General features: G+C 59.9%; 17 protein-coding genes and 1 other RNA gene. 9 read left to right on the top strand and 9 right to left on the bottom strand.

Annotation, left to right across the window (positions count from 1 at the left end; translation table 11 throughout):
• Positions 1–13: 13 nt before the first annotated feature.
• From rpmG to SLH49_RS08755, 7 genes are all read right to left on the bottom strand, one after another.
• Positions 14–181 carry a 50S ribosomal protein L33 gene (gene rpmG, locus SLH49_RS08785; protein ID WP_218448217.1) on the bottom strand — a complete coding sequence of 56 codons (168 nt, stop codon included), beginning with the start codon at positions 179–181 and terminating at the stop codon, positions 14–16.
• A 119-nt stretch (positions 182–300) separates the two neighbouring features.
• Positions 301–668, bottom strand: an RNA gene (gene rnpB, locus SLH49_RS08780) — RNase P RNA component class A.
• Positions 669–680: 12 nt separating this feature from the next.
• A complete protein-coding gene (locus SLH49_RS08775; RefSeq protein ID WP_413785290.1) occupies positions 681–1376 on the bottom strand; it encodes an N-acetylmuramoyl-L-alanine amidase in 696 nt (231 codons plus the stop codon).
• 14 nt (positions 1377–1390) lie between these two features.
• Entirely contained in the window at positions 1391–2119 is a 729-nt protein-coding gene (locus SLH49_RS08770) for a hypothetical protein (protein WP_320268793.1), read from the bottom strand.
• 41 nt (positions 2120–2160) lie between these two features.
• Positions 2161–3642, bottom strand: coding sequence for an Asp-tRNA(Asn)/Glu-tRNA(Gln) amidotransferase subunit GatA (gene gatA / locus SLH49_RS08765; protein WP_320268792.1), 1482 nt, complete (start codon positions 3640–3642; stop codon positions 2161–2163).
• Positions 3642–3929 carry an Asp-tRNA(Asn)/Glu-tRNA(Gln) amidotransferase subunit GatC gene (gatC, locus tag SLH49_RS08760; protein ID WP_320268791.1) on the bottom strand — a complete coding sequence of 96 codons (288 nt, stop codon included), beginning with the start codon at positions 3927–3929 and terminating at the stop codon, positions 3642–3644. Before gatC ends, gatA begins: the two co-directional genes overlap by 1 nt.
• A gap of 30 nt (positions 3930–3959) precedes the next feature.
• Positions 3960–4607, bottom strand: a complete 648-nt coding sequence (locus SLH49_RS08755) for a hypothetical protein (protein WP_320268790.1) — start codon at positions 4605–4607, stop codon at positions 3960–3962.
• A gap of 53 nt (positions 4608–4660) precedes the next feature.
• On the opposite strand from SLH49_RS08755, the gene SLH49_RS08750 reads away from it, so the two are divergent.
• A complete protein-coding gene (locus SLH49_RS08750; RefSeq protein WP_320268789.1) occupies positions 4661–5332 on the top strand; it encodes a metal-dependent hydrolase in 672 nt (223 codons plus the stop codon).
• 49 nt (positions 5333–5381) lie between these two features.
• Here the strand turns inward: SLH49_RS08750 and SLH49_RS08745 are convergent, their stop codons facing one another.
• Positions 5382–5828 (bottom strand): nucleoside deaminase, encoded by a 447-nt coding sequence (locus SLH49_RS08745; protein WP_320268788.1) that lies wholly within the window; start codon positions 5826–5828, stop codon positions 5382–5384.
• Between the two features lie 190 nt (positions 5829–6018).
• On the opposite strand from SLH49_RS08745, the gene SLH49_RS08740 reads away from it, so the two are divergent.
• The 4 genes from SLH49_RS08740 to SLH49_RS08725 are packed head-to-tail and all read left to right on the top strand — an operon-like array spanning position 6019 to position 8968.
• A complete protein-coding gene (locus tag SLH49_RS08740; RefSeq protein WP_320268787.1) occupies positions 6019–6381 on the top strand; it encodes a hypothetical protein in 363 nt (120 codons plus the stop codon).
• Entirely contained in the window at positions 6372–6953 is a 582-nt protein-coding gene (locus SLH49_RS08735) for a TetR/AcrR family transcriptional regulator (RefSeq protein WP_320268786.1), read from the top strand. The genes SLH49_RS08740 and SLH49_RS08735 overlap by 10 nt, the downstream gene beginning before the upstream one ends.
• 45 nt (positions 6954–6998) lie before the next feature.
• Complete coding sequence (locus tag SLH49_RS08730; protein ID WP_320268785.1) at positions 6999–8192, top strand: CoA transferase; 1194 nt, start codon at positions 6999–7001, stop codon at positions 8190–8192.
• Positions 8189–8968, top strand: coding sequence for a citryl-CoA lyase (locus SLH49_RS08725; protein ID WP_320268784.1), 780 nt, complete (start codon positions 8189–8191; stop codon positions 8966–8968). Before SLH49_RS08730 ends, SLH49_RS08725 begins: the two co-directional genes overlap by 4 nt.
• Before the next feature lie 12 nt (positions 8969–8980).
• Here SLH49_RS08725 and map read toward each other — a convergent pair whose 3' ends face one another.
• On the bottom strand, positions 8981–9823 hold the full coding sequence (map, locus tag SLH49_RS08720; RefSeq protein WP_320268783.1) for a type I methionyl aminopeptidase: 843 nt from the start codon (positions 9821–9823) through the stop codon (positions 8981–8983).
• A gap of 106 nt (positions 9824–9929) precedes the next feature.
• Here map and SLH49_RS08715 point away from each other — a divergent pair, with 106 nt between their 5' ends.
• The 4 genes from SLH49_RS08715 to SLH49_RS08700 all read left to right on the top strand — a co-directional run bounded on the left by SLH49_RS08715 (position 9930) and on the right by SLH49_RS08700 (position 12994).
• Positions 9930–10136 carry a ParD-like family protein gene (locus SLH49_RS08715; protein WP_320268782.1) on the top strand — a complete coding sequence of 69 codons (207 nt, stop codon included), beginning with the start codon at positions 9930–9932 and terminating at the stop codon, positions 10134–10136.
• A 63-nt stretch (positions 10137–10199) separates the two neighbouring features.
• Positions 10200–10982 (top strand): pseudouridine synthase, encoded by a 783-nt coding sequence (locus SLH49_RS08710; protein WP_320268781.1) that lies wholly within the window; start codon positions 10200–10202, stop codon positions 10980–10982.
• Positions 10983–11133: 151 nt separating this feature from the next.
• Positions 11134–12024 (top strand): DMT family transporter, encoded by an 891-nt coding sequence (locus SLH49_RS08705; protein WP_320268780.1) that lies wholly within the window; start codon positions 11134–11136, stop codon positions 12022–12024.
• A 148-nt stretch (positions 12025–12172) separates the two neighbouring features.
• The gene (locus SLH49_RS08700) at positions 12173–12994 is read left to right on the top strand and encodes a TerC family protein (RefSeq protein ID WP_320268779.1); all 822 of its coding nucleotides are present in this window, start codon (positions 12173–12175) and stop codon (positions 12992–12994) included.
• Positions 12995–13005 lie beyond the last annotated feature (11 nt).

The following is a 13005-nucleotide window of genomic DNA, read 5'->3' as shown; positions in this document are numbered from 1 at the left end:
GAGCGGGGCGATCTTACTTGATCTTGCCTTCTTTGTACTCAACGTGCTTGCGCGCGACGGGGTCGTATTTCTTGATAACCATCTTTTCGGTCATCGTCCGTGCGTTCTTTTTTGTCACGTAGAAATGCCCGGTCCCCGCAGTGGAGTTCAGGCGGATCTTGATGGTGGTTGGCTTCGCCATGTCTCATCTCTCCTGGTTGCGGGCCCGTGTCCGGCGCAGCGCATGAATCTGATTGAACGTGCCTTTTACGCGCGGGCGGAGACGAGTCAACCGCAAACCCACGTCAAAACGCTGATATCGTGCACGGATGGCCTGTAAGCCGGATTCTGTCCACCGGATCGCTCCGGATGGATGACCATTCATCTTGAGTGCCTGTTGCCAGACACCCTGTAGCTGCCAACCCGGACCTGCTCGGGCTCAAGCCACCCTGTCTTGCGACGCGCGATCCCTATTTGGCATTGCTCCCGGTGGGGCTTGCCGTGCCGCTTGCGTTGCCGCTCGCGCGGTGGGCTCTTACCCCACCGTTTCACCTTTCCCTTGCAAGCAAGGTAGTCTGTTCTCTGTGGCGCTTTCCCTGGGGTTGCCCCCGCCGGGCGTTACCCGGCACCGTGCTTTTTGGAGTCCGGACTTTCCTCGACATTGCTGCCGCGGTCATCCAGCCATCCGCGCGGGATGCGCTTTAGGCCCAAGCGGCGTTGACGTCAACGGGGAAGCGTTTTGCAAGATCATTAATCATCGCCAGATCGACCGCGTCCAGCGGGCCACGATGGCCGGGGCGAAACCGCAGACGAAAGGTTCTGAGCAGCAGGTCCGGGTCGTCTGTCGCCGTGCAACCAAAGGCTTGCATCGCTGCGCCAAACAGTGCGTGATCAAGCGCTTGCGCGCCCTCTTCCGAAGAAGGCGCGCAAGCGCTTGATGAGGGCCAGACCGACAACCCCTGCCGTGCAAGCCTGCGCCAGTCAAACCTTGGGCCGGGGTCAGTCTTGCGCCCCGGTGCCATATCCGAATGCCCGATCACCCGGTCAGGCTGGATATCCCAGCGCGCCTTGATCCCTTTGAGCAAATCCACGAGGGCATCCATCAGCGGCGCAGCAAAAGGCGAGAACCCATCGTTCGCAAGCTCGATCCCGATCGAGTAACTGTTCACATCAGTCACCGACCCCCAGGCCCCTGCCCCCGCATGCCAGGCCCTCAAATCCTCGGGCACCAGCGACAGCACTTCCCCATCCGGCGCAATCAGATAATGCGCCGAGACCTCACTTACCGGATCACATAACGTCTTCAGCGCGGCGTTCGCCGACTGCATCGCCGTATAATGGATCACCACCAAACTGGGCCGCGCGCCATCCCGACGCGGACCGTAATTGGGCGACAGATGCGTGGTCAGTCTCAGTTCTGGAACGCCGCTTTGAAGGGGGCCGGGTCCCAACCACAGGCAAACCCGTCCCCGTCTGGGTCAATCCCCAACCGGTCACGTTCCGGCCCGCCACGCGCGAGGAAATCGCGCTGCGCATCATCAGGCGTCGGGTAAGCCGCGCAATTGCGTTGGAAGCGATTCTGACCTGCCAGGATCGACCGGCTATACCATTCCTGCCCCTTCACATTGGGCGCATTGAGTGCGTATTCAACGATATTCGGCCCCGTGTCGCGTGGGCGATCCGGCAGCGCGGTTGGTTCAATCTCTTCACGCGCTGCCGCCTGGGCGGCACGCCGCTCAGCATCGCTTTCAATCGTCTCCCGACCCGATACAGCATCAAAGTTCTGCTCATCAGAGATACCGGGATTGTTTTGCAAGTTAGGTGCAGGATTGGTAGGCGAAGCATCAAGCCCCGCAACACGCGCGGGATCAAGTGCCGAGTTCTCCGGCGTCTGACCAATCCCGGCGGCGGCAAGGTCGCTGGCCGAGATAGCGGGGCCACCCACCGGGCCGGGGATCGTATTGACCTGCGGTGGCGGAATGATCGATTCACGTGGTGCGGAAAGCGCCGCCTCGCGTCGCGCACGGTCAAGCTCAAACGCGGAAAAGTCGTCAAAGCCGACGCCACGCTCAGGCGACTGCCCTGGTCCACAGGCCACCAGGCTGAGCGCTGCCACCGCAAATATCATGCCGGATTTCATCACCATTCACCTGCCAAACTGCATCATTCTTGCGATGATCTTTACCACCACTTGGCCGGTTTGGCCACAAAACCCGCCGATTGCTCCAGGCTGTACGCGATATTGAGCAAATCGGCCTCTTCCCAAGGCCGCCCAATCAGCTGCAGCCCAAGTGGCAAGCCTTGTTTATCCAGTCCTGCGGGCACCGCAATCCCAGGCAATCCTGCAAGGTTCACCGTGACCGTGAACACATCGTTGAGATACATCTGGATCGGGTCAAAATTCTCACCGAGCGGGAAGGCGGCAGAGGGCGTGGCCGGTGTCAGGATCGCATCAACGCCATCGGCAAAGACCGTCTCAAAGTCGCGTTTGATCAGTGTGCGTACCTTGCGCGCGCGGTTGTAATAGGCGTCGTAAAAGCCTGCGGACAGCACGTAAGTCCCCACCATCACGCGGCGCTGGACCTCGGCCCCGAATCCTTCGGCGCGGGTCTTTTCATACATCTGGGTGATGCCGTCACCTTGGGCCAGCTTGGCGCGATGGCCAAAGCGCACACCGTCATAGCGGGCGAGGTTGGACGACGCTTCAGCCGGGGCGATCACGTAATAGGCGGGCAGCGCGTATTTGGTGTGCGGCAGCGTGATATCGACGATCTTCGCACCTGCATCTTTCAGCATTGCCGTGCCATCGGCCCAGAGCTTTTCGATCTCTTCAGGCATACCATCCATGCGGTATTCTTTTGGAATCCCGATGGTTTTGCCCTTGATGTCGCCGGTCAATGCGCCTTCAAAATCCGGTACAGGCAAATCAGCGCTAGTGCTGTCTTTCGCATCATGCCCGCACATGGCCCGCAGCATGATCGCCGCATCGCGCACGTCCTTGGTCATCGGCCCCGCCTGATCGAGTGACGAGGCAAAGGCCACAATCCCCCAGCGCGACACACGGCCATAAGTGGGTTTCATTCCTGTGATCCCGACGAAAGCCGCAGGCTGCCGGATGGAGCCACCGGTATCTGTCCCTGTCGCCGCAAGGCACAGGTCAGCGGCAACGGCACTCGCCGACCCGCCCGAAGAGCCGCCCGGCGTCAGGGCAGCCTCGTCATTGCCGCGCCGCCACGGGTTCACTGCATTCCCATAGACCGAGGTTTCGTTGGACGAGCCCATCGCGAATTCGTCCATATTGAGCTTGCCCAGCATGACCGCGCCCGCGTCGAAGAGTTGCGTGGTCACGGTGCTCTCATATTCGGGCTTGAAGCCTTCAAGGATGCCGGACGCCGCTTGCGACGGCACACCTTTGGTGCAGAACAAGTCTTTGATTCCCAAAGGAATCCCGCACATATCCGGCGCATCGCCAGCCTTGATCCGCGCATCGGCGGCTTTCGCCTGCTCGGCGGCAATCTCTGGCGTGTGGTGGACAAAGGCGCCCAAGGCCCCTGCCCCGTCAATGGCGCTCAGGCACGCATCGGTGATCTCCGCACTTGTCGTGTCGCCATTGCGCATCGCGTCGCGTGCTTCGGCGATGGTCAGTTTGGTCAGTTCACTCATCACTCAACCACCTTCGGCACCGCAAAAAACCCTTCACGCGCATCCGACGCGTTCTTCAGAACGGCGCCTTGCTGATCCCCGTCTGTCACCACGTCATCGCGGCGTTTCAGGCGCATCGGCGTGACGGAGGTCATCGGCTCCACGCCCTCCACATCCACCTCATTGAGTTGCTCGATGAAACCCAGGATCGCGTTGAACTCTCCCGCCAAGGCGGGCAGCGCATCATCTTCAACCTTGATCCGCGCCAGTTTGGCGACGCGGCGGGCGGTTTCTGTGTCGATGGACATGGGACGTCTCCGGTAAATCTCTGCCCGCGTTTAGCGCCCCGCTGCAGGACCCGCAAGCATGTGGCGGCGATAGACCTCGATCATCCAGCCCAGCATGATCCCGTTAAGGATATGCCAGAAGATATGGGTGCCGATGGGGAATTGCGGGCAGAGGATTTCATCGAGCGACCGCAAGCTGATCGAGGCCGAAAGGATCACCGCCCCGATGACAAAGCCCAACCCGACGGCGCCGCGCAGGTACGCCGCATAGGCCACCAGCAGGATCGGCACGGTCCAGTAGAAGTTCGAGATGTTGAAAAACGGCACGTCTCGCAGGAGCGAAACAACGCCGTAAGCATATGGAAAGAATAGGAAAGTGATGCCCAACGCACCCCACCAAGGCATGCCGACAATGTCGCGATTGGCCAGAAACAGATAGGTCAGGATGAAGACGCCGATAGGTGTGACATCGGCGAGCGCGGCCCATTGTGTCGCGTGTGTGTGGAAGAGGTAGCTGCCGATACCGATGCAGAACAGGATCACGCAGAGAAGACGCGCGGCAGGCAGGCCACCGGTGCGGCGCCACATGATGATGGCAGCGACAATGAATGCGGCATTGGTGACTGCGTTAAGTGGTTCAGACCAATAGGAAAAATCCGTCCGCTCGCAATAGCCGTCGATCTGTGCAAACCAGTCCATCTTGCGCCCTCTTCTCTGGGGCGTATCCTGACGAGAACGCAGTGGAGGGCAACATGAAAATCACCTGGTTGGGACATGCAAGTTTCCGGATTGAGATCGCGGAGGCGGTACTTTTGATCGACCCATGGCTGACGGGAAATCCGTCCTTTCCCGATGACAGACGCGCGGAGGCGCTGGCGGGTGCCACGCATATCCTGCTGACCCATGGGCATTTCGATCATGCCTCGGAAGTGGCTGATATTGCTGGGGAAACGGGTGCTACAATTGTCGGCATCCCCGAGCTGTGCGGAGCGTTTGCCGGCCACGAGACGGTGGATTTCAACAAAGGCGGCACGGTCGATCTGAACGGCGCGAAAGTGTCGATGGTGCAGGCCACGCATTCCTCCTCTCTCGGCACGGCGTATGCGGGGACCGAGGCGGGATATATGATCGGGGGCGAGGGCCACATGATCTATGTTTCGGGCGACACGGATGTGATGGCCGATATGGGCTGGATGGCAGAGTTCTATCAGCCCGATATCGGAATCCTCTGCTGTGGTGGGCATTATACGATGGGCATGGAAGGGGCGGCCTTTGCCGCCAGAAAGTTCTTTGATTTCAACATGGTGATCCCCTGCCACTACAAAACCTTCCCGCTCCTCGCGCAATCCGCGCAGCCACTTGTTGACGCATTGCCGGATGTGGATGTGCGCACGCCGGATGTGATGGACGTTATTGAGATCTGAGTGCCAAACTTTCATCGAAAGTTTGGGGCAATTCCTGTGCCAGGAATTGTCAGCGTTTGGCGGCGAAGAAGGTCTTCAGCAATTTTTCCGACGCGGCGGCATCGATTCCATCATAGATTTCAGGCACGTGGTGGCATTGTGGGTGGCTGAAGATGCGCGGCCCCTGCCCCACGCCGCCCGATTTCGGATCGGCGGCGCCGTAATAAAGCCGGGCGATGCGCGCGGCGCTGATGGCGGCGGCACACATCGGGCAGGGTTCCAAAGTGACATAGAGGTCCAGGCCTGTAAGCCGTTCTTTTTGCAGCATTTCACAGGCCTCACGGATCGCCAGCATCTCGGCATGGGCGGTCGGGTCGTTCAGTTCGCGCGTCCGATTTCCGGCTTGTGCGATGACACGATCACCGTCGGAGATCACGGCACCCACTGGCACCTCGCCCCGCGCGGCGGCCGCGCGCGCTTCTTCGAGGGCCAGATGCATATGCGAGCGGAAGGTCATAGGTTTGTGATGCCAGTTGGGATGTCGGCTCTCAAGCGGGGATTGCCCGTCACTGCCCATACCTTTTGGTATACTTGGACAAAAACCGCATACCTTTTGGTACGAAAGGGGATAGATCGCATACCCAAAGGTACGTTAACGTACTTTCTGGTATGTAGAGAAACGCTGATTTTTGAGGTGTCACATGAACATGTCGTTTGTCCTTTCTGCCGGCTTTCTGTCATCGATTTGGCTTGCCGTTCACCTTTTCGTCGGCGGTCGTCAGATCGCGACGCCGCTGTTGGCGTCTGATCTGGCACCGCTGGTGCGGCAAACGCAATACTTGTGCTGGCATTTCACCAGCGTTGCTATCGCGGCCATGGCGGTTTTGAACCTTTGGGCCGTGATCACCGATGATCCGGCCTTTGCACTTGCCGCGTTCCTGCTGGCTGTCGGTTTCGCGACCGTGGGGATTGGTCTGGTGTTACGCCTTGGTGCGCGCCATCTCGACCTGCCGCAGGGCTGGCTGTTTGTGCCGGTGGCGTTGCTTGGGGGGCTGGGTCTTTGGCTGTAGGCAAACGGCGCTTTCAGGCGGAGGATTGGCTGGCGCTTGGTCTAAAGGAGCTTTCGGCGCGGGGGCCGGAGGCGATAAAGCTCGCCCCAATTTGTGCCGCTGCGGGGCTGACGCGGGGGTCATTCTATTACCATTTCAACGATCATGATGCATTTCTGGTCGGCATGGCCGAAACCTGGCTGGAGACGCAAACCACAAACGTTGCTGCGATACTCAAAGGTCTGCGTGACCCGGACGTGCAGGCCGAGACGCTGACGGATGCGGCGATGTCAATCGACTACAAGTTGGAACTGGGCATCCGCGAATTGGCGCGCCGCAATGGCGATGTGGCCGACGTGGTGAAACGCGCTGATAACATGCGCTTGTCGGTCCTGATGGATCTCTACGCGGCACGATTTGATCTTGAGCGGCCAGAGGCCTGGGACATGGCGCATCTGGAATATGCGGCCTTTGCGGGGCTCATTCTGATCGACCCGGAGATGTCGGAAGAGCGGCAGCGCGATCTGGCTGCACGCTTTGATCTGATCATGCGGACTTTCTTTGCGACGCGGGACCTTGAAACCGACGCATGACCCGGCGCAATCTTGGACCGAAGCCCAGACGCCAAGAGGTCCCTCATGTCCAAGCCTTTGAAAGATATTCGTGTTCTGGACCTAACCAATGTGCTGGCGGGCCCGTTCTGCTGCCATCATCTGGCGCATCTGGGTGCCGAGGTGATCAAGGTGGAGGCGCGCGGGCGGGGCGATCTGGCACGGCAATTGGGGGCTGATCCTGCGTTGAATGCGGCGGGGATGGGCGTGTCATTTCTGGCACAGAATGCGGGGAAGAAGTCCGTCACGCTGGATCTGAAGAAACCGGATGGCAAGGCGCTGTTTCGGCGACTTGTCGGCTCTGCTGATGTGCTGGTGGAGAACTTCCGGCCCGGTGTGATGGACCGGCTGGGGCTTGGTTACGGCGCACTGAAGGAGGTCCGGCCAGAGCTGATCTATTGCGCGATTTCGGGCTTTGGGCAGGACGGGCCATGGAAGGATCGCCCGGCTTACGATCAGATCATTCAGGGCGCATCGGGGGTGATGTCGATCACCGGGGATGCGGGTAGCGCGCCTTTGCGCGTGGGCTATCCCGTAGCCGATACGTTCGGCGGGATGAATGCAGCCTTTGCGGTGGCGGCGGCGCTGAATGAGCGGCCCCGAGGGTGTTTCATCGATGTGTCGATGTTGGAATCTGTTTTGGTGTCAATGGGTTGGGTTGTTTCGAACCATCTGATTGCTGGGGTGACTCCGCAGGCGAATGGCAATGAGAATGTGACATCGGCACCGTCGGGCACGTTTTGCACCGCCGAGGGCATGATCAACATTGCAGCCAACAAGGATGAGCAATGGGTGGTGCTGACCGGGCATCTGGGGCTGGAGGCTTTGCGGGACCATCCCGACTATGCCACGCGTGAGGCGCGGAAAGTGAACCGTGTGGCGTTGCGCCAGGCATTGGAGGTGGTGCTGATGACAAAGCCCGCCGCCCATTGGGTGGAGGCGCTGAACGCGATTGGGGTGCCAACGGGTGCGGTGCTGAGCGTGCCGGAAGCTTTGGCCACGCCGCAAGTTGCTGAGCGCGGGTTTTTGCAATCTTATGAGGATGTTGCGGGTGTGGGCCGCGATATCGCGGTCGCGACAACCGGCGTGAAGATCGATGGAGCGGCACCGATTGTGGCGGACCCACCGCCGGAACTGGGCGCGGATAATGACGCGGTCTGGGGCGATTTGGGCCTGTCGGCGGCAGAGATCGCCCGACTAAGGGAGGATGAGGTGATATGAGCAGCGATGTGGCGGACTGGTGGGCGACCGAGATTATCGACATGGCGCCCGGCCAGATCCGCATGCGGGGGACGCCGATTGAGGACTTGATCGGGAATGTGAGTTTTCCGCAGATGATCTGGCTGATGTTACGGGGAGAGTTGCCCACGTCTGCGCAGGCGGAATTGTTCGAGGCCGCATTGGTCGCCGCCGTCGATCACGGACCGCAGGCGCCCTCGATTGCCGCAGCGCGCATGGCAGTGACCTGCGGGATGGGGCTGAACGGGGCGATGGCCTCGGCGGTGAATATGCTGGATGACGTGCATGGTGGCGCGGGTGAGCAGGCGGTGGAATTCTATGGCTGGGCAGACGCAAGCGGCGCGGAGGCAGCCATTGACCGCTGGCGGGCGGAGCGGTCGAAATACATCCCCGGCTTTGGCCACCGGTTTCACACGCCGGAGGACCCGCGCGCGCCGCGCCTGTTGGCGCTGGTGGCAGAGGCCGCAGCGGCGGGCACGGTCAGCGGACGATTTGCAAAGATCGGGCTGGAGGTGCAGCGGGTATTGGGCGAACAGGCGGGAAAGCCGGTGCCGATGAATATCGACGGGGCGACGGCAGTGATCTATGCCGAACTTGGCTTCGCGGGGCCGCTGGCGCGGGGGCTGTTCTGCCTGTCCCGGTCGGTGGGTATCCTCGCACATGCATGGGAGCAGATGCAGCAAGGGGGGCGGAACAAGGGGCCGACACCGCCCAAGTATCGGTGGACGTATGCGGGGCCGAACCCGATTGAGGAGTGAGCGGCTCCGCACCTATCCTAGTGCGATGCCCGGTGCGTGCAGGCCTTTTGGCGACAACGTGAAGATCTCATATCCATCTGCGGTGACGCCGATGGAGTGCTCGAATTGCGCAGAAAGTGATCGATCGCGGGTGACGGCAGTCCAGCCATCGGCGAGCGTTTTGACATCCGCGCGGCCCAGATTGATCATCGGCTCAACAGTGAAGATCATGCCCGCACGCAGAGCCGCGCCCGTTCCTGCCTTGCCAAAATTCAGGATGTTCGGCGCATCGTGAAAGACCCGTCCGATCCCGTGTCCACAAAAGTCCCTGACCACGCTGCAGCGTTGGGTCTGGGCATAAGACTGGATGGCATGCCCGATATCGCCCAAATGCGCCTCTGGCCTGACCGCAGCAATGCCGCGCATCATCGCCTCATGCGCGATCTGGACAAGGCGTTGGGCAGCGCGCTTTGGTGTGCCGACCGCATACATGCGGCTTGAGTCACCGTACCAGCCGTCAACAACGAGCGTGACATCGATATTCACGATGTCACCGTCGCGCAGCTTCTTGGCGGTCGGAAAGCCATGGCACACGACATGGTTGACCGATGTGCAGCAGGCATAGGCATAACCACTATAGCCAAGGGTCGCGGGCCTGGCGCGGTGTCTGACGGCGAAGTCACGGACGAAGGCGTCAATTTCCGCCAACGGCAGGCCGGGCGCAATCAGCGCAGCAACATCGTCAAGAAAAGTCGCTGTCAATTGGCCCGCCCGGCGCATCCCGGCAAAGGCGTCTGGCCCGTAGAGTTTGATGCTTTCCGTGCGGTGCACTTGATCTGGCGGCGGCGCAACGGGCATGTCGATGTAGCTATGCATGCAACCTCTCTTTGATGTATTGTGACGAGGACGAGCGGACATATGCCGCTGCGGTACAGCTATATACGAAATATATGTGATTCGTATATAATTGATGGAGGTGCTGATGGGCATTGTGAAAATAGGCGATGAGCTTCACGCAGAGATACGGAAGGCCAGCACCGTCATGTGCCGGTCGATCAATGCGCAGGCTGAATTCTGGATTAAGATCGGGCTTTTGGCCGAGGCCAATCCGACGCTTTCGTTCAATGATCTTGTGCGCAAACAGCTCAAAGACGCAGATGTGGCGTTTGAGGAAATCGACGCGGCCTAGGGGTGTTCGCTCTTACAGCCGAGCCGATTGCGCCCGGCGCCCCTTCCCCGTACATGGCAACACATGACTGACACCCCTCCTTCCGGCGACCGTATTGCCAAGGTTCTGTCCCGTGCAGGCATCGCAAGCCGGCGGGAGGCGGAGCGGATGATTGCCGAAGGGCGCGTCGGCGTGAATGGCAAGGTCATCGACAGTCCGGCACTGAATGTGACGGGGATGGACAGGGTCACCGTGGACGGCAAGCCAGTGGGCGACCCTGATCCGCCACGTTTGTGGCTCTATCATAAGTCAGCGGGTTTGGTGACGACGGAGCGGGATGAAAAGGATCGCCCCACTGTCTTTGCCGCGTTGCCTGACAAGATGCCACGCGTGATGTCGGTGGGGCGGCTCGATCTGAACTCCGAGGGGCTCTTGCTGCTGACGAATGACGGGGCGGTGAAGCGCAGGCTGGAACTACCCAGCACCGGCTGGCTGCGGCGATATCGGGTGCGTATCAATGGGTCGGTGAGCGAGGCACAGCTTGATGCGCTGCGCGAGGGGATCACGGTTGAGGGTGTGGCCTATCAGCCAATGGAGGTCAGTTTTGACCGCCAGCAAGGGGCGAATGCCTGGCTGACCGTGGCCCTGCGCGAAGGCAAGAACCGCGAGATACGACGGGTCATGGGGGCCTTGGGCGTGACGGTGAACCGGCTGATCCGTGTCAGCTACGGCCCGTTCCAGCTGGGCGGGCTGAAGGCTGGAGAGGTCGAAGAGGTCAAACAGCGCGTGGTGCGGGACCAGTTGGGCCTGTCGGCCAAGCCCAGACCAAGCCGGGTCCGCAAAGCGCGGGGTCAGAACCGGAAATGACAACCCTGCAACACCCACGGGACGTGACGACGGGCGCGGCGCAATGCGCGCGATACGCTATGTTTGCGCAGCGCGTTCTGGCCGGTTAGCTTGATCGCACGTGGTCAAGTCCGATACGCGTGCCCGCGTGAGAATAAGGTAGCCGAGGCCAGTGATCCGCGTTTTTCTTCTTGTTTCGCTTGGTCTGCTATGGGCCGCGCGCCTTTCGGCCATCAAGGCGGCGGGACTTTCGGGTATCCCTGTTCATGTGGTGGTCAGCGTATCAACATTCGGCATCGCCATCATGTTTTCCCTTGTCGCCACGTTCAGAAGCGCCTGGCCGCCACTCAGCAGGGCAACATTGATTTTTTACGTCCTGAGCGGGCTTTTAGGTTCTATCCTGCCGTTCTCGGTCGAAAGCCTGGTGGCACCACATCTGCCGGTATTCATTCTGGTGGTCATCATCGCGACGATGCCGATCATGACATTGGGACTTTCGGCATTGATCGGTCATCAGCGGCTCAACGTCGGAACGATCACTGCGGTGATACTTGGATTTCTGGGTGTGCTGTTCCTGATCTGGGACACAGCACGGTTTGGCGAGGCCGGTCAGGCCGACCTGGTATGGGTTGCTGTCGCGTTTGGGGTGCCGGTTCTTTATGCGGCGAATACTGTCTTCATCGCCACCAGATGGCCCGCGACCGCGGATGCAATCCAGGTCGCGCACGCGCAGGCGCTGATCCTTTCGGTCGCCGCACTGATCGGTGGGCTTGTCTTTGGCGGATTGCGCGTCTGGTCAGAGGCCACGCTGAACGTACCTGCCATTGCCCTGATCATCCTGTGTGAAGGCGGAGCGTTGATGCTATATCTGAAGCTGGCAAGCACTTATGGCGCGATATTCGTGTCATTTGCCAACTACATCTCGATGCTTTTTGCCGCCATGATAGGGGCGTATGTGTTTGGCGATCGGATCACCTGGTACAGCGCGTTGGCAGCCGTCGCGATCATCGCCTCGGTTGTCATTTATCAGCGGGGCACCAGACGGCAGGCGGAGCCATCGTGAGCCTCTGAAAGCGCCTGGATCGCTGATAGAAGCCACTTGCCCCTGCCGGTTGCAGCCATCAACGGGGAAAAACCGCCACACTTGAACCTTGTCCTGTTCCATCGCCTGTGCATGCTGGTGATCAAAGAAAAGAACTGGGGGACATCAATTGGCGGACTTGCTCACGCTGGAAAACGCGACCAACCTGATCATGCTGTGCTTTTTGCAGGCGGTATTGGGGTTCGACAACCTGCTTTACATCTCAATCGAAAGCCAGCGCGCGCCAGTGGCGCAACAAAAGGCGGTGCGGACATGGGGCATTATCATTGCGGTGGCTTTGCGTGTGATCCTGCTTTTCACCATGATCCAGCTGATTGATGCGCTGGCGGAGCCGTTCTACATCTTTGACTGGGAAGGTGTGATCGAAGGCGGGGCGAACTTTGCCACGGTGGTCTTTGTCTTTGGCGGGATTTTCATCATGTATACGGCCGTCAAAGAGATCGGCCATATGCTGTCGATGGAGCATCTGGATCATGATGTGGAGGGCAAGTCAGGCAAGTCCGCGGTACAGGTTGTGATGCTGATCGTACTGATGAACCTGATTTTCTCTTTCGATTCAGTGCTTTCAGCCATCGCGATCACCGACGTCTTCCCGATCCTGGCCTTTGCGATCATCCTTTCGGGCCTCGCGATGCTGTTGCTGGCGGATGGCGTGACGCGGTTTTTGGAGAAGAACCGGATGTATGAGGTTCTGGGCCTCTTTATTCTGTTGATCGTCGGGGTGGTTCTGCTGGGTGAGGCGGGGCCTGCTGCGGCGCATGCGATGCATGATGACAGCCTGCAGATCAAAATCTTCGGCTATGAGCTGCTCCCGATGTCGAAGACAACCTTCTACTTCTCGGTTGTGGTGCTGGTGGCCGTGGAAATCATCCAATCGGGCTATCGCAAGAAGCTGGATGCGGAACGGGCGGCGTTGCAGAGACACTCGTAATGGCCCGCTCT

Source organism: Cognatiyoonia sp. IB215446, from assembly GCF_033963825.1.
GTDB lineage: Bacteria > Pseudomonadota > Alphaproteobacteria > Rhodobacterales > Rhodobacteraceae > Yoonia.
This window is presented reverse-complemented; position numbering and strand designations above follow the sequence as displayed.